Source organism: Streptomyces sp. NBC_01390, assembly GCF_045040105.1.
Classification (GTDB): Bacteria; Actinomycetota; Actinomycetes; order Streptomycetales; family Streptomycetaceae; genus Streptomyces.
Window position 1 is genome coordinate 1920010 of record NZ_CP109551.1, and the last position, 23105, is coordinate 1943114.

Genomic DNA, 23105 nt, shown 5'->3' on the forward strand with positions numbered 1-23105 from the left:
GCCCGCTGCAGCCTTTTCACGACAACGACAACAGAAGGGATGCGATGAGGACGATGAACGACATCGTGCAGCTGGGAGATCAGGTGGGCCTGATCGGCGATGTCCATGGCGACACCAGGTTCTTGCATGACGCAGTGGTGACGCCGACGTCGAGAGGCTGCAACTCGTTGGTGCAGCTGGGCGACTTCGGGATGATCTGGCGCGGCACGCGCAGCGAGATCCAATCCGGGCTCTGGAGGCTTTGAACGAGCAGCTCGCCCTGCTGGGCGTGCGCCTGCACGTCGTGTTGGGCAACCACGAGAACTACGACGTAATCGACACGCTGTCGCGCAACGGCTCCGGGTCCTCTGGATGGGACCTCATCTGGCGCTCCTCCCCCGCTCCAGTCTCGTTCGCGCCGACCAACACTCCGTCGGCCAGCCGGCAGGGGCCGCGAGTATCGACCGGTGCGTGCGGATGCCGGGCCTGACGTGGTGGGAGGCTGAGCTGCCCACGGACGAGCAGGCAGCGGGTCTTCTGGACGCCGGGGCAAGCCCTGATGTGGTGCTCGCTCACGAGCCGCTGTCGGTCCCGGGGGTTGATCCAGCGGCTCGGCGACAGCCACGGCTGGCGCCCCGACGATCTGGCGTACGCGCGTGAGGCGCAGCAGGTGCACACCGCACGGGCGCTCTCGGTGCTCAATCCGGCCAGCGAGACGCTGTGCGTCGCCGGGCACTACCACTTCCGGCACTCGGAGCAGGCAGTGCTCGATGGGATGCCGGTCCGTCAGGAGATCCTCGACCGGGACAGCTCAGCCGATGTGCTGGGCGTGCTCGACCTGGCCGACGACGTTCCGCGCTTCGAGGCGGTAGCGATGGGCCGAGCGCCTCTGCTTCCGCGGCGCGACTGACCGGTCAGCCGCTCAGACGACGTCCGATGACTCGGACCCGCCAGTCCGAGTCGTCGGACTTCACCATTCAAGCCCCTTTCGTTCTCGATTCAAATAGCCTATCCAAGATAGGATGTCATCCGCACACCTCACACATGAGCGCTTTTCGATAGGCCGAGCAATGACCATTGCGATCGCAGGGGGAGATGAGAGATCCATGGCGAAACTGTCCTATAAGGTGCCGAGTTCGCTGAACAGGAGCTTCCTCGACCACGAGATCACGCTGAGCAAGGGAGGCTGGGCGGCCAAGCCCTCCCCGATCAAGCAGCTGCTCTTCTTCGGCGGCGGCATCCTCGCCCTGCTGTGGTTCAGCACGTCGACGTTCGTCGCGAGCTCGGGACCGGTGGCCATCACGTTCTTCGTCCTCTGGGGACTGGCGGCGATCGCCTACTTCGGTGGGCTGATGAAGACGAAGGAGCTGCGCATCATGCGGGTGCCGGCCCTCCTGGCGTATCTGCCCCGGAAGGCCCGTCACGTCTTTACGCGCCGCAGCTCGAACCCCACGGACTTCCACTCGATCGTCGGCATCGACGGGATCGACGAGGACGGGCTGATCCACTTCTCAGACGGCGGTGAAGGTCAGGTCTACCTGGTCGTCGGCTCGGCGAGCTACCTGCTCTTCGACGAGGACCGGGTCAGGATTCTCGATCGGGTCGACTCCTTCTGGCGCAAGATCGAGACGGCCTGCGAGTACAGCTTCATCACGACGAAGGAGCCGCAGCGGGTCTACCACCAGGTGGCGAACCTGGAACGGCGCAACCAGGCCCTGCGGGTCCGCGATCCCGATCTGATCGAGCTGCAGAACGAGCAGTACGACATTCTCACGCAGCACGTGGGCGGGAAGTTCACCTCGATCCACCAGTACCTGCTGCTCAAGGGCAAGAACGCCGACGCACTGCGCAAGGGGCACCAGGTCCTCCAGGCCGAGGCCGGCGGCTCGGCTCTGATGATCAAGGAAGCCACGATGCTCGACCGCGAGGAGGCCCTGCCGATGCTCCGGGTCTTCTACCAGGGCATCGACGACGAACTGCTCAGTCTCAAGGCGTTGCTGAACTGACCAGCGCCAGGCCGGCCACCACGACGAGGAACGAACGAAGGACACCATGGCGCTGATGACGAAAGTCCGGGCACAGCTCGGCATTCCGGGAAAGAAGCCTGACGAGACGAATGAGACCGCGGAGCTTGTGGTCGATGATCCGCGCGCGGACGGTGCTGCTCAGGCTGAGGGCGTGCAGGACGCTGCGCCGGCGGACGGCGCAGCCGATGAGGCCGCCGAGCCGAAGAAGAACTGGTGGCAGCGCCGCCTGGAGGTGAAGCACCTCCAGGGCACGTTCGACGCCTACCCTCACCTGCTCGCGCTGAAGCCGAAGGAGAAGTACCTCTTCCGCTCCGACTACTTCGGGATCGACGGGTCGGTCGCCTGCATCCTGGCGTACTTCCACGACGACGCCGCGCACGACAACTTCGCCGCCTTCTGGGGGATCGACCGGATCCCGGACGGCCTGGACGAGCGGATCACCGCCGTCGTGCTTGAGCAGGTCAAGCGGATGGATGAGAAGTGGATCGACTCGTACACCAAGCAGTCGGAGAAACTGGACCGGCTGGATGCGAACGAGCAGGAGGAGACGGGCACGACCTCCTCCAAGCGCAAGGCCGCGAAGATCTCCGGTGACCTCGGGATCACGATCGGCGAGATCCAGGACGGTGCGAGCTACCTCTCGGTGCACAACCGGCTCTTCCTCAAGGCCCCCGATCTGGCGACCCTGGACGACACGATCGACCGGGTCACGCGTCTGTACATCGACCGATTCGGCACGCTGAAGGCTGCGCCCTACGCCGGCGAGCAGCGTCAGGAGCTCTCGGGCCTGTGGAGGGACAACGAGAAGAAGAAGGGCAAGGGCTTCCACTTCACCTCGACCGAGCTGGCCGGCTCGTACTCGCTGGTGACCAATGGCCTCAACGACCGAGGCGGCGAGTACGTCGGCTACATGGTCGGCGACGTCAACAACAGCGCCGTGCTCATGGACGTCAACGCCTACGACCACCACGCGATCGTCGCCGACGCCACGCTCAGCGAGTACCTCGACCGCCAGCGGGTGGCCAACATGTGGTGCTCGAAGATCTCGCAGGCCACGCTGCTGAACAACGGCCAGGTCGTCCACCTCGTCCTCGACGGAGCGAACCTCGACAAGCTCGGCCCGAAGTTCGAACGGCTCACCTCGCGCGTGGACCTGAATCAGGGCGACGTGAACATGTTCGAGATGTTCGGCGAGGAGGAGGACGAACTGGCGGTCTTCTCCGCCCAGATGGAGAAGCTCAAGCTGATGTTCGAGCAGCTCTACGAGACCAGCGACGGAGCGATCGCCTCGATCATCCGCAGCGCCCTCGAAGACACCGCGACCGACTTCTACATCGAGCAGGGCATGTGGCGACACAACGCCAAGGAGCAGCGCCATCGCCTGCGCGTGGTGAACATCCCGCACACCCAGGTGCCGCGTCTTCAGATGTTCGTCTCCTACGTGGCAACCGCGCACAAGGCGCTGCTGAACTCCAGCAAGACCGACCCGGACCAGCTGCGCGCCTACAACGTGCTCAGGGGCATCGCCAACGCGATGCTGAGCACCAACGGCGACCTGTTCAACAACCACACGGCCTCGGCGGTGGACGGGGTCCGGGATTCGCGGCGCGTGGTCTACGACTTCTCGCGGCTCATGCGCCGCGGCAAGGGCGTGGCGATGGCGCAGCTGGTGAACATCGTCGGCTTCGCCGTCGGCAAGCTGGGGCTCGGCGACACGGTGATCATCCACGGCACCGAGCACATCGACGACCGGGTGAAGAAGTACATCAAGGACCAGTTCGACCATATCCACGAGCGCGGCGGCCGGGTGGTCTACAGCTACAACGACGTCGACAAGATGCTGGCCGACAGCGACTTCAACACGTTCGACGCCGCGGACTACACGCTCTTCGGCCCGATGCGCGACGGCACGGTGGCGGAGTACCAGAAGCAGCTGCACCAGCGGATTCCGCCGGATCTCACCCAGCTCATCACGGCCAAGGGCGAGAACCTCACGTACCTGCGCCGGGGCGTCTCCAACGTGGTCTTCCACCTGGATCTGGCGCTGGGGATCAACCCCTACCGCGAGGCCCAGCGCAGGCAGGTCCGCCTGGAGGCGGCCAGGGCCGAAGAGGCGGTGCGGATGGACGCGGTCATGCACGACAAGCCGGCACCGGGCGCGAATCTCACCAGCATCCGGAAGCACAGCGAGGGCGGCGACGGCGAGGCTGACGCGGGCCAGAGCGACGGGGGCAAGCGCCGCGACGGCCAGAAGAGCCTGCAGCAGCCCGAGGACGGCGCAATGCGGCCAGCGAGGCAGCCCGAGCCGAAGAAGCTGGTCAAGGCATGAGCGAGGTCAGCACCGATACGAGGGCGAGGAGGAGGGGTGAGACGATGAACGGGACGATCACGGCGGTGGCGCGGCTGCGTGCCTGGGCTGGCCGCGGGGGCGGCGGAGCCCGCCAGGGCAGGCTCGTGCGCGGGCTCGCCCTCGTGCTCCTGGCCGTGCTGTTCGTGCCGGTCTTCATGATGGCGACTTCTTCGCCGGCGTCCGCGGACGACCAGAAGGAGCGCGACAACTACAGCCTCTACCAGCTGGCTTCGAATGCGAGCTCGTACTTCAGCGAGAAGAACTCGCCGTCGAACGACAAGGGCATGCACGAGAACTGGAAGCCGGTCACGAGCAGTCCTGCTTCAGGTGGTTCCATGCTCGGCTACGCCGACTCGGAGTTCAGCCTGGGCAACATCGTGGGCTGGTTCTTCGCCGAGGTGTCGGGGTCCTCGCAGACCGTCACGTACGAGACCCTGGCAGCGAAAGACGACAAGGGCGACGCGAAGTACTCGGGCATGCTCGACTACGCGCACTTCGGGGCGGCGAACGCTGACCTCGGCCTGGACACGATGTCCTCGGGCATCGGCGGCCAGATCGTGAGCGTGATCGGAGGCTCCATCATCTGGGTCCTCTACGCCCTGGCGCTGGCGGTCGGCACGCTGTTCTACGTCATCCTCCAGTTCCTGAAGCTCATCAACCCCTTCATGTGGTTCTACCAGGCGGTCAGGGCGGTCAATCCGACCTTCGCCGACGGGATGACGGGAGGTGACACCGGAGGCGGCGCGCTCTCGGGTCTGCAGCACTGGATCAGCGGCTGGTACGGCCTGCTCGTCGACATCTCGTGGCAGGTGCTGGTGCCGATCTTCATCGGCTTCCTGCTCATCGGCCTGGTCATGTTCAAGAAGATGGACCGGGGTTCGGCGATCAAGAAGCTCATCGTGCGCGTCGTCTTCATCGGCGTCGGCCTGCCGCTCATCGGATCGATGTACACCGGCGTGCTCGACAAGTTCGACAACTCGGTTCTCGGCCAGCATGCCGGTCCGACGCGCGTCGTACTGAGCACCTACGTCGACTTCGAGGCGTGGATGATGAACGACCGCCTCGGGATCCCGGACCAGGCCACTGTCTCCTGGAACGGCGACCAGGCCAGCTCTGACGCGATGATGTCGGTGCGCACGAGCGCGCTGGCGATCAACAAGCAGTCCCACGGAGCGACGTTCAACGGCATCGGCATCGGCACGAAGGCCAACGACGCCGAGTCGGCCTGGAAGGACGGCACGGTCTCCGTCGGCACCGGCGCGTCGGACGACTTCAAGGCGGTGTTCTCGACCTTCGGGATTATCGGCAAATACATCGCCAGCAACGAGATCGCAGCCTCCGACTTCGAGTCGGGGATCAAGAGCTCGATCACGCAGCTGGACGAGAGCGCGGATGTCAAGAAGAGCTGGTTCGTCGACAAGGACAGCTACGGCGACGTGGAGGATTTCGGTGAGGAGAAGGGGCCGGAGCCGGTCGATCACCCGGTGATCTCGACCGACGGCACGGGCCTGACCTCCTCTCGTCCCGGCAAGGACTCGACGGTCTTCACGACGACCGGGACCAAGAGCAACTGCGGCTTCACGGTGGGCAAGACTCCCTCCTCGTGCAACCTGTCTCCCCTGGCGGCGTACAACTACCTCAACACCGGGTTCAGCCCCAGCTCGCTGAGCATGTACAGCTCGAACAACGCCACGTCCGGCTTCACCCGAGAGAGCCACATGGCCGTCAGCCAGGTGGGCACGGGGCCGGCGAAGTTTATGTACTGGTCCAACGCAGCCTCGGTCCTGGGTTCCATCGTCCTGCTCGGCTTCTGGTACGCCATCGGCATGCTGGCCGGCTCGGTCAAGCGGATTTTCGGGCTCGTAGCGGCCGTGCCGTTCGCGACGCTGGGCGCGATGGCCGCGATCGCCAAGGTGATCGTCTACTCCATGGCGCTGATCCTGGAGGTCCTCCTCACGCTGTTCATCTACCAGTTCGTCTCGGAGTTCCTGATCTCGGTCCCGGACATCATGGCTGGGCCCGTGTCGAGCTTCATGAGCCCGGGCGGCCTGTGGGGCAGCGCTGCGCTCGGCGGGATCATCGTGGTGATCCTGACGCTCATCTCGTCGCTGCTGATCATGGGCATCACCTTCGCTCTGCTGCGGGTCCGCAAGACGGTGCTGCAGGCTATGGACGAGGTGGTCACCAAGCTCGTGGACAAGTTCCTGGAGACCAACACCGTGCCGAAGCCGGACAAGGGCGGGCTGATGCCTGCTCTGGCGGCGGGTGTAGGGGCCGGCGCGGGTATGGCCATGGGCAACAAGCTCGCCAACGGGTTCAACAGCAAGACCAGCGGCCCGGTCTCTCCGAGCACAGGCAAGCCCGCGGGCAAGACGGCGTCGACGAACGCCGGCGGCACGAACGGCGACGCCACGGCTCTGCCTGCCGGCAAGCCGCCGCTGGCCCTGGAGGGCGGCGGCGAGAGTGGCCCGGACGATCCGAACAGTCCGGCACCGGGCGGTGGTCCTGGCGGCGGTGGCGATCCTGCCGGTGCTCTGGGAGTGTCTGGCCAGGGCGACGGTCCCGACGGCAAAGGCGGTCCACTGCAGCTGACCAGTGGCGGAGCGGGCAGCTCGCAGTCGGACAAACAGACGGCACAGAATCTGAGCAACCAGGGCGGCCTGTCGAACCTCGGGTACACCTCGGACGGCAACAAGGTCATCCCCGGCGAGGTCCTGGCCTCGTACACAGAGCCGCCGAGCTCTCGTAGCGGCTCTCAGGGCCAGAGCAGCGCCGCCGGCGCTAGTTCTGCCCCGACCAGCGGAGAGGCTGTCGCCGGTCAGACAGGCCAGACGCAGTTCGGCACGGGTGCCCAGAGTACGCAGAGCCAGCAGGGCAGCAACCAGCAGGCTGCACCGCAGCGCTTCAACGGCGACGCTACTTCTGGTGGCGTTCCCGTTCCCGCTTCCGGGCAGCCGGCCGCGCCGAGCACGCGTCCGACGCGCTCCGCTCAGGACACCCCGGCTCCGAGGCAGCCGGGAGCCGGAACGCTAGCGCCTTCGCCGCGGCAGGCTCCAGTTCCGCGCCTTCGTCGCCGTCCGCGTCGGGTTGCCGATCCGGCTCCTCAGAGCGTGGAGACTCCGAAGCCGCAGCCGCGGCCGGCCAGTGGTCTTCGCCGGGGCCGGCGCGAGAAGCCGCAGGACTGATCTGGCGAGCGTGAAGGGCTGACGCACCTGGTGAGGACGACCATTGCAATCATCCTCACCAGGTGCGTCGTCTTTTGCGCGGATGGAGGAGAAGGGAAAGAGCATGAGGCTCGGATCAAGGCTTCGCGACGAGTTCCCGCGCGGCTGGTGTCGCTCAGCGCGATGGTGGATCACCGGGATCCGCGACCTGGCATTGAGCACTGCGGCGGCCGTGGCTACCGCGGTGTTCGTCGGCGAGGTGAAGCGCGCTGTGCGGCATCGCGAGGAGCCGTGGACCCTGGCGCGACTGTCCGGCACGTTCGAGGGGTACGTGGCCGGCCTCTTGGTCAACAGCGCAGGCTTGGTCGTTCTGGTCACCATGGCGATCGAGGACGGTCTGCCTGTGGTGCTGACGGCGTTGCTGGCTGGGTGGTGTCTGCTCAACATCGCCATCAGTGCGATGGTGTTCGTCATGGTCGCCCGGTCGAGGATCCGGCAGTCGGCAGCGTGGGCTGAGCTGGATTTCGTCGAGCAGCACGCGCCGGGGTACGGCCAGCCACCGGAGACGATTGAGGAGTACCGGGCGCAGCAGTTCCAGGAGTAGGTGTCAGAGAAAGGACAGAACCCCGTGGACGTGATATTCACGGGGCTCTGTGCTGCCTGGGTGGTGCGGCTATCAGCTGTGCTGATTGCAGTCCTTGGCGATCAAGGCCTTCGCCTGGTCGCTGTCGGCGGGGATGAGCTGGGCCTGGTCGATCGAGTAGGCGAAGGTGTACCCGAGCGTGATCATGCTGTCCGACATCGAGATCGAGCCGGATCCCGGGTCGGTGCCTGTCTGGTCGGAGCCGTTGACATCGTCCCAGAGCACACTGGTCCGGCTGTCGTTGATCGTGCCGGTCGAGAGAACCTGGTACTGACCCTTGTCGGTCTTGCCGTCCTTGACGATCGAGCCGTGCTTGATGTCGCCGAGAGCCTTCGTGGTCAACTGGCACTGCTGGTCGCCAGCGGTGACGTTGATGTACGTGATCTTGTGGCCGTCGATGGCGGCGATGCCGCCGCGCGCCCCGTCGGTGATGGAGATGTAGGCACCGTCGAAGCTGGAGGCCTGGCTGCTGCTGGGGCTCTGCGAGGAAGCAGCATCGCTGCTCCCGCTGCAGGCGGTGAGCATGAGAGCACCCGCGGCCAGGGCCGCGGCGGACACGGCGCTCCTAGTCCGCGTCACACGGGCGGTCCTGGTGGAGTTCATGGTGTTCTTCCTTCCCCTCTTCACAGGGACCAGCGTCTGGCTCCACAGTTCCACGCTGCATCCCCGAGACCCGGCTCCCGACCGCGCCCGGGAGCCGAAGCTGGCCCTCATGAGGACCGCCTCGCCGACTTCCGAGCTTGCTTCTCACACATCAGCACGTGCGCAGGCATTCACAAGAGCACTATCAGTATTGCAGATTGATGTACCAGATGTACCACCTAACGCCAGAAAGCCAGTCGAAGTCGCCTATGGATAGGCAACTTCGACTGACCGAAACTCAGCCCGTCAGGCCTCTTCTCGGAGGTTGTTGAGTCGATGCTCAGTCAGCGCCAGTGCGACTTCGGACTGGCTGAGCGCATGCTCACTGTCCTGGATGCGCCACCGAAGACGCTGCACCGGCGGGGCGTCCGCTTCCTGGAGCGCCAGGTCACCGAGCTCGCGCAGCTCCGCGTACGCGCCCTGCAGCTGTTCCTCGTGGTGCGCCGACCGGACCCTGAGGCGGGCGACCCTCTCTTCCCACCAGCTCACCCGCGACTCGGGGTCGAGCGTGGCCTTCCCCTCAAGCCAGGCGCGGAGCTCGAACTGGTCGACGTCGCCGGGGAGCCCGGTGGCCAGGGGCCCCTCGGGTTCCGGCATATCGATGGGAATGTGCGACAGCAGCACCGCGGGGGTCGTGTCGAGCGCATAGGAGATCGCGACGAGGTCGTCGACGGTCACGGGGCGAGCGCATCGCTCCATCTCCGCGAGGGCATCGGCTGAGATCGGGTGATCGAGCATCCGGAGCACGTAGGCCAGCTCATCGATGGTCAGCTCGCGCAGCTGGCGGTAGTGGGTGATGGCGTCGGACACAGCAAGGGACGTGGGAAGGGGCGACGGCATGCACCGATCATAGGCGCGCTCGGTGCGGCCCCCGGGTGAGTCGTCACATAGACCTGAGCCGTCGCCACGTAGACGCACGACGGGTCCCGGAGTGGTGACCTCCGCGCCCCCTCGGGCCAGGGCAGGCGCCAGAAGAGGCGCACCTTGGCGAAGAGGTTCAGGTCGGTCCTGTCGTCGCAGCCAGTGCTGCAGATGTCCCGCACAGTGGCGCTCATCGAGTCACAGTCGACTGCCTATTGAATGGCATTCCGAGTCGTGTTTAAATGGGGCGCAATAGGCACTCGGTCCACTCTATGCAAGGCGGGCAACATGTTCGGGCGCGACTCTTCCGCTGATCGCGGTGTGGTTGCGACCGTGCGTGCCTCCTCGGCAAGTCGAGTGCGAGTCTCCACTGCCGCGTCTCGCGCAGTCTCGCTTCGCCCGATTCCCATGGAGGCCATTCAGGTCGGAGTCACTGCCGCTGCATCCATTGCCTTGCGGCGCGAGGCCATGACAGCAACTCAGGCCTCGGTCGCACGTCGGAGGAAGGTCGCATAGAACCGCCGGCGCCGCGGACAGCCATGCCCACCGTCCGTGCACTGGCAGCGACCCGTGCGGCTTGGTGGGGCGTCTCGCCCCGTCACCCATGTCCCCACCCCATGAATTGAAGGGATCCCATGCGACTTCGTGCTCCCGCTCGACTTGCCGCCACGGCCATGTTTGCCCTGTCGGTGACCGCCGCCCTGACGGTGACCACCGCCCCGGCCGCGCACGCCGTCGGCGAAACCAGCAAGTGCACCGTCAACTGGTCGAACTTCGGCGCCACCGTGGCCAAGAACGGCTGGAACTACCGCACCGGCCCGGGCACCACCTACGCCAGCAAGGGTTACCTCTACCGCGGCGACAAGCTGACCGTGCTGTGCAGCCGCGGCAACTGGGACTACAGCCAGCTCACCCAGCGCTCCAAGTCCGGTATCCCCAAGGGCACCCGAGGCTGGGTGCGCGAGGACGGTCTGGTGAACCTGGCGGCCTGACCGCCGGATCCAGGATCGACTGTGGGATTTCAAATCCCGTGACATCTTCTCAGCTCTCAGCCGAGGTTCGGGCGGATCCGCTATGAGAACGCCCAGGTCACCGTCTCGGTAGATGGCAGGGGAGCCGAGAACCTACATCGGCTAGGTTCCGCGCTCTCTAGGCCACGCCGAGATGAGCCCGTTGCACCGAAACCGCTCACCGCATTCACGCCCCTGAAGCAGCGGCGTCCACTCCTGCACCTACAGCTGCTGCACCGGACTGTGTCGAGGTGCCCCCTCGCGCGCCGTACGCGGCCTTTCACGTGGAAGGTTTGATTCGCATGTCCACTCTCGCTCGCCGCGCAGGCACGGGACTTCTCGCTGTTGCGGCCGTGGCCGGTGCCACGATGATCTCCGCATCCCCGGCGGCCGCGCTCACCTGGCGCTGCACGTCGAGCTTCGCCAGCATCGACCAGGCCAACTACAGCGGTCCGCAGCCCGACCAGTGGGATTTCACCGTCAAGAACTGTGCCGCGCGCAGCGGCTCCTACGTCTATGCCAAGGCCGTCATCAAGTGGGACGGCCCGCTCTTCGTCTCCGACAACTGGTTCGACGGCGCGTACTACCGCCTGGTCCTGAAGAAGTCGGTTGCCGGCACGGACCCGACGGTCGCGAAGAAGGACTACGAGTTCGAGGGCACGCTGGAGAACCGGGACGTCTTCGGGAACGGCAGCTACTCGACCGGCACGATCAAGGCCAGGGTCAATTCCACGAAAGCCTACGCCGACGGCACCTTGTACCTGGACTGGCGCCACTGCTGCGGCGGCTACAAGTCGTGGGGCTGGTCCGCGTCGCCCCGCGTGTGAGCTGCTCCTGGGCGGGGCGAAGTGCTCCGACTACCCCGGCCTGCGACACCGACCAGAAGCTCTCGGCGGGCCAGTCGGAGCAGATATGCCCGGCCTTCCTGATCCCGGCGGGTCAGAAGTCCACCGCCGTGGAGCTCCCGCAGGGCCACTACAAGGAGCCTCGGGAGTGGCCCGCAAAGGGCTGACCGGCCCGGCCCCTCGCTTCCATCCCCCTGGGGCGACATCCCCGCGTCCTTCCGGCGCGGGCGCTGGCCCGGCTGCTCAGTGGGGCGTCGTCCGCCCACGGCGACGCACCCACCCACCCACTCCACCCTTCCCGTCCGGCGCCCGAACCAGCTGACGCCGGCCGCCCCACCGGAACATCCTGCGTCCGCCTTTTTCTGGAGCGTCTGTGTCAGCCACCACCCTGCCCGCCGCCGCCAAGGCTCCCGAACAACCCGCCCCACGTCCATGGCCGCCCGCTATCTGGGCCCTTCTCGTCACCACGCTCGTGGCACGCAGCTTCGGCTTCGCCTACCCGTTCCTCAGCTACCACCTCAAGCACCTGGGCTATGCCACCGAGGCCGTCGGCCAGGTCCTCGCTGTCTTCGGCATCGGCTGGTTCCTTGGCCAGTTGCTGACCGGCTGGGCTGCCGACCGCCTCGGCCGACGCCGCACCCTCGTGACGGCGATGGCGACGGCCGCCGTCTTCCTTCCGCTGCTGGCGCAGGCGCACGGCTTCGCCGCCGTCTGCACCGGGGCCGTCATCGCCGGCATCGTGTACGACGCGGCGCGCCCGGTCGTCTCGGCCGTCATTGCAGACCTCATCACGGACGACGCGCAGCGTGCTGCGGTCAACGGATGGCGCCACGGCGCAGTGAACATCGGCGCGGCCCTCACCGGAGCGGTCGGCGGCTTCCTGGCCGCGCACCTCGGCTTCCAGATCCTGTTCTGGCTCAACGCCGCTGCGTGCGCGGCATGCGCCCTCATCGCACACCGCTGCCTGCCCGCCGACACTCCCCTCGCCACTGCACCCTCCAGCCGCGTCCCCATGCGGGCCGTGACCCGCGACGCTCGGTTGTGGCTGCTGTGGGCGGCCAGCGCCTTCGCCCTGACGTGTGCCGCCGGGATGTTCACCGCGCTTCCGATGCTGATGGCGGACGACGGCCTGGCCGCCACCGCCTACGGATGGACGCAGGTCGCCAACGCCGGAACGGTGATCGCCCTCACTCCCCTGCTCACGCCATGGTTCAGCCGCCGTTGCGGCGGACAGCGGCCCATGATCGGCACACTCGCGGCCAGCTCGCTTGTTCTGGGCGTCGGCATGGGCAGCGCCGGCCTCGCCGACACCACCCTCGGGTACAGCCTCGCCGTGGCCGTCGTCGTTCCCGGTGAGATCGCCTTCTTCATTGCCGCATCCGATGTCCTCAACAAGATCTCACCCGAATCCGCCCGCGGCCTGTACGCAGGCATCTGGGGATCCACCCTCGCCGTCGCCGTGATCATCGCCCCCGTTCTCGCGGCCGTTTCCCTGACCCATGGCGGTGGGGTCCTCGCCGCGCTCACCACCTTTGTGGCCGGCGCCGTGGGCGCAGCCCTGTGCCTGCCGCTCGCCGGGCTCACGCATCGCCGCAGGGCCCCCCGTATGACCGCCGTCCCCGCCGCTTCCTGACCGCCGAACCGGAGAACCGACCATGAGACACACCACCACGTGGACCAACTCGTGGGCATCCCAGCGCCCTTGGCCCCCTGTAACGACCACCCGGCCCACGCCCGCGCCAGGAGCAGGCCGATGACCGCGATCGCTCCGGCCGAGCAGTCCGCACCGCCGACGGACGACCGACGGCCGCTGCTCGATGTCTTCGCCGCGATGGGCCCCGCTCCCTTGGCGAGCGACAAACCAGCCGTTTGGAAGTCGAGTCCAACGCCTGAAAGGAAACACGTACCCATGCGCACGATGCCCCAATTCCTCCGGCGCACCCTCCCCGTCGCCCTGGGCGGCGCCTTCACCATCGCCGTGCTCTCCACTGCTCCTGCCTCCGCAAGCTCCGGCTGGTGGTTCTCCCAGGGCAAGGGCGCCGAAGGCTTCTACAACCACGTCAACGGACGGGTCTACGCCAACGACATAAAAAAGGACGGCTACTTCGCGGTCACGCAGATCCTCACGTACCCCAAGGGCTACGTCATCACAAGCGTCAACGACACGGGCAGCAACAACGGCAGCACCTGGAGGACGCCGAACCTCTACCAAGGCGGCGATTACATGATCCGGGTCTGTGTCGCAAAATACGGCCAGAAGCCTACGAAGTGCTCAGCATCGCACTGGTTCGAGGCCTGATCCTCCGCCTCCGCTACTTCTCGATCTGGTCGGCCGTGAAAGGCCACATCGACAGCGAACCAGCACGGGCCCGGGAAACCCCGAACCTTCTCCGCAGGGAAGCGTTCCTGCCTTTCCGAGTGAGCCCAGTGCGGCGAAAAACAGCTCCCAGCCATACACCGCGCCGAATAGACCCATGGGCGTCGGCACCATGCCGCACCCCAACCCCCTTACCTACCGAAGGAACCGGAAATGCAGCTCAGACTCATAGCAATGCAGGACACGGCGTTCCCCTACCGTCTGGGGACCGACAGCGCCGAGCACATCCTCACGCGTCTCGCCGCCCACGACGCCAGCAGCTATGTGGTGGTGGCGGACACCACGGTGGCCGAACTCTACGGCCAAGACCTCACTGCCCGCCTCAACGAGCAAGTCGGGCCGGCCTACCTGCTCGCCCACGGAGTGGGTGAGCAGCACAAGGGGCTCGCCACCGTCGACTCACTCGCCCGGCAGGCCCTCGAGCACGGGATCGACCGCCGCGCGGTTGTCGTCGCGCTGGGCGGCGGCGTGACCGGGAACATCGCGGGGTTGCTGGCGGCGTTGCTCTTCCGCGGGATCCGTCTCGTGCACATACCCACGACTCTGGTTGCCATCCTTGACTCGGTTCTGAGCCTGAAGCAGGCCGTCAATTCGTCGGTGGGCAAGAACCTCGTGGGAACTTTCTACGCTCCCGTCGAGGTCCTGGCCGACACGGCGATGCTGCGCACGCTCCCACCGCGCGAGGTTCGCAGTGGCATGGGAGAGGTGATCAAGAACGCAGTTGCCATCCGTCCCACCATGATCGACCGGCTGGCCGGCGGGCTGCGGGCGGACGCTCGCTACGACGACGAGTTCCTGCGCTTCGTCATCGACGAAAGCCTGGCCGCCAAGGCGGGCGTCACATGCGACGACATGCACGAACGGCGCTCGGGGCTCGTGCTGGAGTACGGCCACACCGTGGGGCACGCCATCGAGCATGCCTCTCGTGGCAAGGTCGCGCACGGAGCGGGGGTGGCGGTCGGCATGACCATCGCCGCGGAGGTTTCCCGGCGCCTGGGCCACTGCGACCAGGACCTCGTCGAACTGCACCACTCGCTCGTGGCCGCGGGTGGTGTGGAGCCCGTGATTCCCGGCCATGTCGACACCGCACTCGCGAAGCGGTGGCTCGCGCACGACAACAAGCGCGGCTACCTCGGCGACACTCAGGCCGGCCACACCCCGATGGTCCTGCTGTCAGCCTGCGGCGAGGTGCTGCACACCGAGGTACAGAAGGTGGGGCCGATTCCGCTCGTGTCCGTGCCGCTGGCCCTACTGGAGGAGGTTGTTGATGAGTCGGCCGCCCGCGGCGTGAGCTCGGCATCGAAGGCTATGGCGGGCTGACTCGGGAGCTCCGCCCTGGGGCGCGCAGATGCAGCGGGTCGCCCAGTCCGCCGGCCCATCAGCACCCTCAATGTGTGATCCCGTCTCAGACCCGTCCCTGACGCGTCGGACCAGCCGAGGAGCCAGCCGCCATTTCTCTTGAACGGCGGGCGCTCAAGGTCAGAGCGACTCGGCTGCGGCTGGGGCGCCGCCGTCCCCCGCGGCGGCTCCCCAGCTCCCATCCCGTCCGGCGCCACGAAGACACAGTGACACAGCGGAGCCTCGTGCGAGTGGGCCGGTCCGAGCCTTGCTGTCCTGACTCCCGTTGTACGGAGGAACCGACGGTGCCCGCTGCCCCATAGCCGTGCCCGTTCCGCTACCGGCTCTGCGCCTCGCTCTGACCATCGGGCTCGGCTCGCTCGTGCACCCCGACGTGGCCTGCGACCTGGAGCTGACGGGATGCCACCTCGTAGTTCGACCGATTCATTCGTCCTGACGGAGGCAACATGAGCGCGAACGCGACTGCCCGGCGGACTGCCTCCCCGGCAGCCGACCGTAGGCTGCTGACGGGATCCTTCGCCGCTCTGGGCCTCGTGACGGCGGTGTGGGGGGCGACGTTGCCTGCCGTCCAGGACGCCGCCCAGATCGGTACGGGGCAACTTGGCCTGGTTCTCCTTGGCGCGGCAGCCGGAGCGGTCGCCGGGCTCAAGCTCGGTGGGCGCCTGGCCGACAGCCACGGTCCCTCGCGCCTGCTGGTTGGACCCGCGATCGCCCTCGGTCTCGCACTGGCGCTGCTCGGACAGTGCCGCACGCTCCCCACCCTGCTTCTGGGCGCGACGCTCTTCGGACTTGCCAACGGCCTCCTGGACATCGCTGTCAACGCGTCGGCCGTCAACTGCGAACGCGCCTACCGGCGCCGGATCATGGCGTCCCTGCACGCGAGTTACAGCCTTGGCGGCTTCTGCGGAGCGGTTCTCGCGGCCACCACCACATGGATGCCGTACGACGTGCAGTTCGCGATCGTGGGACTGGTGACCATAGTTGCCGCCTGCGCAGCCGTGCCGAGCGTCCGTCGCGCGTGGTACCTCGACAAGGCCCTGGATCAGTCAGAGGCAGCGGACAGGACATCGGCCTCGTTCTCGCCCGTTACTGTCTGGCTGCTCGGTGCCCTGGCGGCCGCAGTCCTTCTGGGGGAAGGAGCCTCAGCGGACTGGGCCGCTGTGCATCTGGCCTCCCTCGACGCGTCGCAGGCAACCGCCGCGGCCGCGTATGCCCTCTACAGCGCGGCGATGGCCACGGGCAGGCTGTGCGGCGACCGACTGATCAATCGCTTCGGGGCACCTGCCGTGGTACGCGTCGGCGCCGGCCTGGCCGCTGCGGGGCTGGGAGCCGGGCTGATAGCGGGCACCGCCCCCGCCGCGCTGCTGGGCTGGATGGCCCTCGGCCTGGGACTGTCAACCGCCTTCCCATGCATGATCACTGCCGCCGGACGTGACGGCCCACGGGCGGTGAGTACCGTCGCCGCGGCCGGCTACCTCGGCAAACTCGCCGGCCCGGCTGCCATCGGAGCAATTGCCTCGCCGACGAGCCTGCCCGCCGCACTGGCCCTGCCCGTTGTCCTGGCGGCGGCCGTCGCCCTGGCTTCCTACCGAGCCCTGGAGTCCCGTTGACCTCTTCCCAGTCCACCACCCCCGGCGGCGCCGACCTCGAGGCCGTAATCCTCGACTACAACGGGGTCATCGGCCGCCAGCCCGGCCCGGCCCAGTGGGTCCGGCTCGCCGAACTCGCGGAGTGGCCCCCCAGCAGACCCACGCCTTCCAACAGGCGTTCTGGCAAGGGCGGGAGAACTACGACCAGGGCATCGCCACCACCCACACGTTCTGGAGCGGACTGCTGCGCAACGGGCGCGCCACGCCTGTGGCACAGCACCCTCCTGGCCGCTCTCGCACGCGCCGGCATCGACATGTGGACCGACACGGACTCCGCCGTGCTGGACCTCCTGCACACAGCCCACACCACCGGCCTGCGTCTCGTACTCCTGTCCAACGCACCCAAACCGCTGGCCACCACCCACGGCGACGCCGAATCGTGCGCCACCTTGTTCAGCTGGACCGTCTACTGCGCCCGCATCGGAGTGAGCCCCACAAGCGGGCCTACGAGGCAGCGCTCGAGGCCGCCGGGATGCCCCACCCCTCAAAGACCTTATTCGTCGCCGACCGGCTGGACAACGTCGAAGCCGCCGAGCAACTCGGCCTGCAGGCCCTGCACTACACCGGCGACCCGGCCGCACTCGCCCGCCGGCTGTCCGGATCCACCGGACCACCATTCCCCCTACCTGGCCCGCTCGGGAGTTCACCTGTGCAGAAGCCCACTTCACGGCCGGTCACCGGCGCCTCGTCCGGACCTGCTGTGGCCGTCCTCGGTTCCACGGCTGAGCCGCCGAAGCCTCCCGTGCCTGTCGGCTACCGCGATGTCCTGCGGGTGCCCTGCGCGGCGCGTCTGCTGGCCGGGACGCTCATCGGACGCCTTCCCAACGGGATGGCCCCGCTCGCGATTGTGATCGGAGCTCACAGCTCCGGTGCCGCCGTCAGCGCGGCTCTGGCCGCCTTGTACCTGGTGGCCAGCGCGGTCGGCGGTCCACTGATCGGCCGCCTGGCCGACCGGTACGGACAGACAATCCCGTTCTCCGCAGCCAACCTGCTGAGCACAGCCGCCCTCGTCTGCGTGGCAGTTGGGTCTCAGCACCCATGGTGGACAGTCGCCGGCGCTGCGGTCGCCGGGGCGACCAAGCCTCCGCTGGAGGCAGGGCTGAGGGCGCTGTTCGGAACGGGGCCCTTCATGCCGAGCCGCGCCCACCAGCGAACGGCGCTTTTGTTGGAGGCAGCGGCTCAAGAAATGATCTACGTCGTGGGGCCGCTGCTGGTGGCGGGGATCGTCATGGTGTCCTCCGCATTCGCCGCGCTGGTGGCGACGGCCACTCTCGGTGCCGTCGGCACCGCTCTGGTCGTGACGACGCCGGCCTCCCGGACGTGGACCACTGTCCGCCTCCACAGGTCCGACTGGCGAGGTCCGCTCAGATCCCCGCAGTTGCGCGGGTTGTACCTGGCCATGGTCGCCGTCGGTATCCCCCTCGGCGCCCTCACACCCCTCGCGGTATCAGCCGCCGCCGACTACGGCACACCGTGGCTTTCCGGAGCCCTCCCGGCCGTACTTTCCCTCGGTGCCGTCGGCGGCGGACTCCTGTACGGGGCGCGGCTGTGGCCGGGCACAGCAGTTCAGCACCTGATCGTCCTGAGCTCGGCTTTTGCCGGGGGCTGGCTGCTGATCACTCTGGCGGCCAGCCCCACAACGGCGCTGGCCGGCACGGTCGTCCCGGGCCTGGTGATGGCCCCGCTCCTGGGCGTCGCCTTCGCAGTCACGGGCGATCTGGCCCCGGCCGGCACCGCGACGGAGGCGCAAGCACTCTTGGCGGCCGCGCTGGACGTGGGGTGCGCCGCCGGCGCCGCGGCCGCGGGCCTGGCACCGACCGCGGGGCTGCTGCCGGCCGGCGCCGCGGGCGCAGCCCTCATCCTCGTGGCCGCGCGCCGCCGCCTGACCGTGACGGCTCGCCGTCCGCCCCTGCCCATGTCCTGACCCCGTCTCAAGGGAGCTTTGTCGTGAACTCGTTCCGTCTCACCCGCACCCTGCCCAAGAATGCAACGGACGCCGCGCTGCGTGCCGACGTCCGCCATGGCCTCACCAGTACTCCCAAGACGCTGCCGCCGAAGTGGTTCTACGACGCGTACGGCAGCGAACTCTTCGAGAAGATCACCGAGTTGCCCGGATACCACGTCGCACGCTCGGAGCGTGAGCTGCTGGTGGCCCACGCCGACGAGATCGCCACAGTGTGCGGCGCACGCACCCTGGTGGAACTCGGGAGCGGTTCGTCCGAGAAGACGCGGCACCTGCTCGATGCACTGCCCGGATTGCACACGTACATACCGGTCGACGTCAGCGAGAGCGCCCTGCGGCAGGCCGGGCAGGCTCTGATCATCGAACGCCCGGACCTCACCGTGCACGCCCTGATCGCCGACTTCACCAACGCGCTCACCCTGCCGGATACCCCCGGCCCGCGACTCGTTGCGTTCCTCGGCAGCACCATCGGCAATTTCCTGCCCGCCGAACGCGCCGTGTTCCTCGCCGCCATCCGCGCCCTCCTCGCGCCCGGCGACGCCCTGCTGCTCGGTGCCGACCTGGTCAAGGACCCCTCACTCCTCGTCGCCGCCTACGACGACCCGACGACCGGCGCTTTCAACAAGAACGTCCTCACGGTCATCAACCGGGAACTCGGCGCCGACTTCGATCTCGACGCCTTCGAGCACGTGGCCCTCTGGGACGCAGCCGCCGAGCACGAGTGGATCGAGATGCGGCTGCGCTCGCGCAGCGAGCAGACCGTGAAGATCCCCGCCCTCCAACTCGCCGTCGACTTCGCGGCGGGTGAGGACCTGCGTACCGAGATCTCGTCGAAATTCCGGCTGGCCGGCCTGGCCGGTGAACTCGCGTCCGCCGGAATGGAGTTGGAGCGGTTTTTGACCTCCCCGAATCATGGCTACGGCCTGGCGCTCGCCATCCCCAAGGAACACACAGCAGTCCAGGATGCGCCAACGAGCCACCTCACCGCCTGTGTCCGGTGATCCCGGCAGCCCTCCGCCCCCTGTCCATGCGTCTCAAGCGTTTCGGAGTGGCCCCATGGCCTTGCCTTTGATCAGTCCCGACCGAACCCCTGCTGGTAGCTCCCTTTCGCCGGTTCTCCCGGGGCGCGCCGTTGTCGTTGCCCCGTACGGCTCGGGCAGGCACTACCAGAGCGAGTTCGCCGACCGGGGATGGGACTGCGTCGCGGTCACCCCCGCGGATGACGCGCTGCCTCCCCTGTATCGCGGCAGTCTCGACCCCACCGGGTACCGGCGCGTCGTCGTGCACGACGGCAACGTCGACGAGACCGCCCGGGCACTGCGCGCGCTCCGGGTGAGGGCCGTGGTCGCCGGGACGGAAATCGGCGTACCCCTCGCCGAGCAACTGGCGTACCGCCTGGGCCTGCCCGGCAACGACCCGCAGACCTCACACCGTCGCCGCGACAAGGGCGCCATGGCGGCCGCGCTGACGAGTGCGGGCATCGACGCTCCACGGAGCCTGAGCACCGACCGCCTCCGGGACGCCCTGTCCTGGGCGCACTCGCTGGATACGCCGGACCTCGTACTCAAGCCGGCTGACTCCGCCGGATCAGACGGCGTGATCTTCTGCTCCAGCCCCGACGAGATCCGAGCGGCCTGGATTCAGCTGCACGGGGTCCCCAATGCCATGGGCGGAAGCAACGACCACCTCGTCATCCAGGAACGGCTCCAGGGCTCGCAGTACGTCGTCAACAGCGTCTCCGCCCCCGACGCCGACGGCACGCCCCGGCACACGATCACCGAGTTCTGGGCCGACCACCGTACCGGAACCACGCACGTGTACGACCGCCTCGACCTGCTCAACCGCGCGAAGCTGATCCCGCGTACCCTCGCGCATTACACCGTACGAGTCCTCGACGCCCTGGGGATCGCCGCGGGCCCCGCGCACACCGAGCTGATCTACGTGCCCAGGCGGGGACCCGTTCTGATCGAAAGCGGCGCACGACCCGAAGGCTCGTACGACCCGGCGGCGATGCGGGAGGCGGTCGGCAGCGACCATATCCGCGACGCGGTGCACGCGGTGGTCACTGGTGCGCCCAAAAGCCTGGCCTCGGATCGTCCACGCTCCAGTGTCACCAAGGTGTCGCTGATCGCGCCGCACGACGGCGCGCTCGACGAGGACCTCCTGCGCACCCTGCTGACTCTCCCGACAGTGCAGGGGTATGTCGGCACGCTGGTCCCCGGCACACCGGTGCACCGCACCGTCGACCTGCTGACCTCTCCCGGACGGCTGACACTCACCGCTGAGAACCCCCGCGCCATCGACGAGGACTACAACACCATCCGCGCCGTGGAGGCCGCCGGGCTGTACGACGGGAGGACGCCATGAGTACCCGGCCCGCCGCCCGCCTCGACTGCGCACTCGCCGCCGTCCACGCCCTGCCCGGCAAGGAGATCCAGAACCTGCACACCACGGGCCTTGATCTCTCCCGGGGCACCCTCGAAGTCCGGCGCGGTCTGCTGCGGCACGCCCTGTGCCTGGAAGAACTCACCCACCAGCTCGCCGCAGACTGGACGTCCTACCGTCACCACCGGTGGCCGGCCTCGTCCAACCCTCACCTGCTGGTCAGCCAGAAGACCGCGGTCGACCCCGACCACCCTGCCGTCAGCATCGGCATCACCGAGCAGACCGCCATGCGCTACGTCACCGCCGCCCATCCCGAACGAACCTCCAAGCTGCCGCGGTGAACGCGCGGGCCTCCCGCCCGCACACCAGAACGCTCGGCGAGCTGGCTGTCAGTGTCCGAAGTCGTCTGCACGGGTGACCAGCGCGTTCTTAGTCGAGTGCACGGGAAGTTCGGACGAGCGCGACCGTCGCCGACCTCAGCCGACGCGCGTGCAGAGGGCGTCGGACATCAGTGCAGACGACTACGGAATTTGACAAGGGGGCTCAAAGCGGGCGTAGAAGTCCTCCAGTGCCGACTCCGAGACGGTCAGCACGTTGGCGTCCTGGCGTCGAGGTCGTCGGCGGGGGCGCGAAGCTGCAGTGCCCGGTGGGGCCTGCCGGTGTTGTAGTGCGCGGCGTACTCAGCGAGCACGTGCCGGGCGTGCTGCTCGTTGTAGAGGGTTATCCGGGGGATTTCCTCTGCCTGAGTCCTCAGACCTGTCGGTGCTCAGCCTTGCCGAGCGCCGACAGCACGCGCGTTGGATTCCCGATCAGGTCGAGCAGTGCGCTGGTCCGACGCGCCCACCGAGCTGGATCGTCGCCCTCGGCGAACGCTGCAGTCGACTTGAACTGATCCCGGAGGTTGACCGGCAGACGGCCAGCCAGCTCCGCCGCGAGCTCACGGCCCAGGACAGCTCGCGGCGAGGCCGGCCACATGAAGCGGGCCAGCTTGCTGATCGCCGGGACGGGGGCGTCGGAAGCGGTCTCGAGGGCCGCGACGGCCTCTCTCACCCAGTCGGCGTCCCAAGCATCCGGGAGCGGAACTGGGACCTGCTGGATGTCGGCGATCGCTTCCCGCCCCAGCGCCAGGGAGAGCCCACCGGGGTCCTCGTGGTAGTTAAGGTAGCGGGCGACGTCGACGCCTGGAGGGCAGACCTCGTCGAGGACGACGTCGCCGACGAAGTCGCTGGGATCGATGAGCCAGCCCTCGCGAACCACGACGGACGGATTCAGATGGACTCGGTACAGGCAGAATTGGTTGCCCCGGTCGGCCTGGTCGCGGATCCGCCTGAGCATGTTGTGGACCGCGGCCTCGTACGTGCCGATGTGGAGCGCCTTCGCCCGCTGGCGTGAGGCCCAGGCGGCGACATGCTCGTTGCCGCCCATCATCATGCGGATCTCGGGCGTGAGGGCGGCGGCCGGATCGAAGTCCCTCGTCGGCCAGTCCGGCTGCGTGCTCGTGTGGTACCAGGAGACGGTCGCAATCCGGTCGTCGTCGAGCGCCGGGTCGTCGGGATCGACCGTCACCCGGGGCGCGTCCTCGTGCTCGCACGTCAGGCCGCAGCCGGGGCACTTCTCTCCGCCCTGCTTCCATCGGTCGATCCAGTCCAGGTCGACGACGAAGCGACGGCCGCAGCCGCCGCACAGCATCTGCCGGTCGCGCGAGAAGTCGACTAGTCGTTCCATGGCTCCATTCTCCGGGAGCGCTCCGCGGGGTCGGCCAGACCCGGCACATGCCGAGCGGACGACCTGTCATCGTTGGTGCTCGCGCTCTAGAACGAAGCTCAGGAACGCTGGCTGAACAGGCAAAAC

At 67.6% G+C, this 23105-nt stretch carries 20 protein-coding genes; 16 read left to right on the forward strand and 4 right to left on the reverse strand.

The window, feature by feature from the left end; translation table 11 throughout:
• Positions 1-53 precede the first annotated feature (53 nt).
• The 6 genes from OG241_RS08590 (at position 54) to OG241_RS08615 (ending at position 8124) form a co-directional block, all read left to right on the forward strand.
• A complete protein-coding gene (locus OG241_RS08590; protein WP_405814634.1) occupies positions 54-245 on the forward strand; it encodes a hypothetical protein in 192 nt (63 codons plus the stop codon).
• Between the two features lie 332 nt (positions 246-577).
• Positions 578-889 (forward strand): hypothetical protein, encoded by a 312-nt coding sequence (locus OG241_RS08595; protein ID WP_405814635.1) that lies wholly within the window; start codon positions 578-580, stop codon positions 887-889.
• Between the two features lie 196 nt (positions 890-1085).
• The gene (locus tag OG241_RS08600; protein ID WP_405814636.1) at positions 1086-1985 is read left to right on the forward strand and encodes a hypothetical protein; all 900 of its coding nucleotides are present in this window, start codon (positions 1086-1088) and stop codon (positions 1983-1985) included.
• Between the two features lie 55 nt (positions 1986-2040).
• Entirely contained in the window at positions 2041-4335 is a 2295-nt protein-coding gene (locus OG241_RS08605; RefSeq protein WP_405814637.1) for a hypothetical protein, read from the forward strand.
• Positions 4336-4379: 44 nt separating this feature from the next.
• Positions 4380-7541, forward strand: a complete 3162-nt coding sequence (locus OG241_RS08610) for a hypothetical protein (protein ID WP_405814638.1) — start codon at positions 4380-4382, stop codon at positions 7539-7541.
• Between the two features lie 82 nt (positions 7542-7623).
• On the forward strand, positions 7624-8124 hold the full coding sequence (locus OG241_RS08615) for a hypothetical protein (protein ID WP_405814639.1): 501 nt from the start codon (positions 7624-7626) through the stop codon (positions 8122-8124).
• A gap of 72 nt (positions 8125-8196) precedes the next feature.
• Here the strand turns inward: OG241_RS08615 and OG241_RS08620 are convergent, their stop codons facing one another.
• Both OG241_RS08620 and OG241_RS08625 read right to left on the reverse strand, forming a co-directional pair.
• Positions 8197-8766 (reverse strand): hypothetical protein, encoded by a 570-nt coding sequence (locus tag OG241_RS08620; RefSeq protein ID WP_405814640.1) that lies wholly within the window; start codon positions 8764-8766, stop codon positions 8197-8199.
• A 285-nt stretch (positions 8767-9051) separates the two neighbouring features.
• Positions 9052-9615, reverse strand: coding sequence for a DNA-binding protein (locus OG241_RS08625; protein ID WP_405814641.1), 564 nt, complete (start codon positions 9613-9615; stop codon positions 9052-9054).
• A gap of 686 nt (positions 9616-10301) precedes the next feature.
• Here OG241_RS08625 and OG241_RS08630 point away from each other — a divergent pair.
• From OG241_RS08630 to OG241_RS08675, 10 genes are all read left to right on the forward strand, one after another.
• The gene (locus tag OG241_RS08630; protein ID WP_328689928.1) at positions 10302-10658 is read left to right on the forward strand and encodes an SH3 domain-containing protein; all 357 of its coding nucleotides are present in this window, start codon (positions 10302-10304) and stop codon (positions 10656-10658) included.
• A gap of 320 nt (positions 10659-10978) precedes the next feature.
• A complete protein-coding gene (locus tag OG241_RS08635; RefSeq protein ID WP_405814642.1) occupies positions 10979-11503 on the forward strand; it encodes a hypothetical protein in 525 nt (174 codons plus the stop codon).
• Between the two features lie 391 nt (positions 11504-11894).
• Complete coding sequence (locus OG241_RS08640; RefSeq protein WP_405814643.1) at positions 11895-13154, forward strand: MFS transporter; 1260 nt, start codon at positions 11895-11897, stop codon at positions 13152-13154.
• Positions 13155-13274: 120 nt separating this feature from the next.
• Entirely contained in the window at positions 13275-13820 is a 546-nt protein-coding gene (locus tag OG241_RS08645) for a hypothetical protein (protein WP_328689934.1), read from the forward strand.
• Between the two features lie 231 nt (positions 13821-14051).
• Complete coding sequence (locus tag OG241_RS08650) at positions 14052-15218, forward strand: 2-deoxy-scyllo-inosose synthase (protein WP_328689936.1); 1167 nt, start codon at positions 14052-14054, stop codon at positions 15216-15218.
• 485 nt (positions 15219-15703) lie between these two features.
• Positions 15704-16867: an MFS transporter gene (locus tag OG241_RS08655; RefSeq protein WP_405814645.1), complete on the forward strand. Its 1164-nt coding sequence runs from the start codon at positions 15704-15706 to the stop codon at positions 16865-16867.
• A gap of 511 nt (positions 16868-17378) precedes the next feature.
• The gene (locus OG241_RS08660) at positions 17379-18830 is read left to right on the forward strand and encodes an MFS transporter (protein ID WP_405814646.1); all 1452 of its coding nucleotides are present in this window, start codon (positions 17379-17381) and stop codon (positions 18828-18830) included.
• A gap of 23 nt (positions 18831-18853) precedes the next feature.
• Positions 18854-19870: an L-histidine N(alpha)-methyltransferase gene (gene egtD / locus OG241_RS08665; protein WP_405814648.1), complete on the forward strand. Its 1017-nt coding sequence runs from the start codon at positions 18854-18856 to the stop codon at positions 19868-19870.
• Between the two features lie 55 nt (positions 19871-19925).
• Positions 19926-21236 (forward strand): glutathione synthetase, encoded by a 1311-nt coding sequence (locus OG241_RS08670; protein WP_405814649.1) that lies wholly within the window; start codon positions 19926-19928, stop codon positions 21234-21236.
• Positions 21233-21595 (forward strand): hypothetical protein, encoded by a 363-nt coding sequence (locus OG241_RS08675; protein WP_405814650.1) that lies wholly within the window; start codon positions 21233-21235, stop codon positions 21593-21595. Before OG241_RS08670 ends, OG241_RS08675 begins: the two co-directional genes overlap by 4 nt.
• A gap of 245 nt (positions 21596-21840) precedes the next feature.
• Here OG241_RS08675 and OG241_RS08680 read toward each other — a convergent pair whose 3' ends face one another.
• On the reverse strand, positions 21841-22008 hold the full coding sequence (locus OG241_RS08680; protein ID WP_405826096.1) for an integrase core domain-containing protein: 168 nt from the start codon (positions 22006-22008) through the stop codon (positions 21841-21843).
• Positions 22005-22979: a hypothetical protein gene (locus OG241_RS08685; protein WP_405814651.1), complete on the reverse strand. Its 975-nt coding sequence runs from the start codon at positions 22977-22979 to the stop codon at positions 22005-22007. The genes OG241_RS08680 and OG241_RS08685 overlap by 4 nt, the downstream gene beginning before the upstream one ends.
• Positions 22980-23105: the final 126 nt, after the last annotated feature.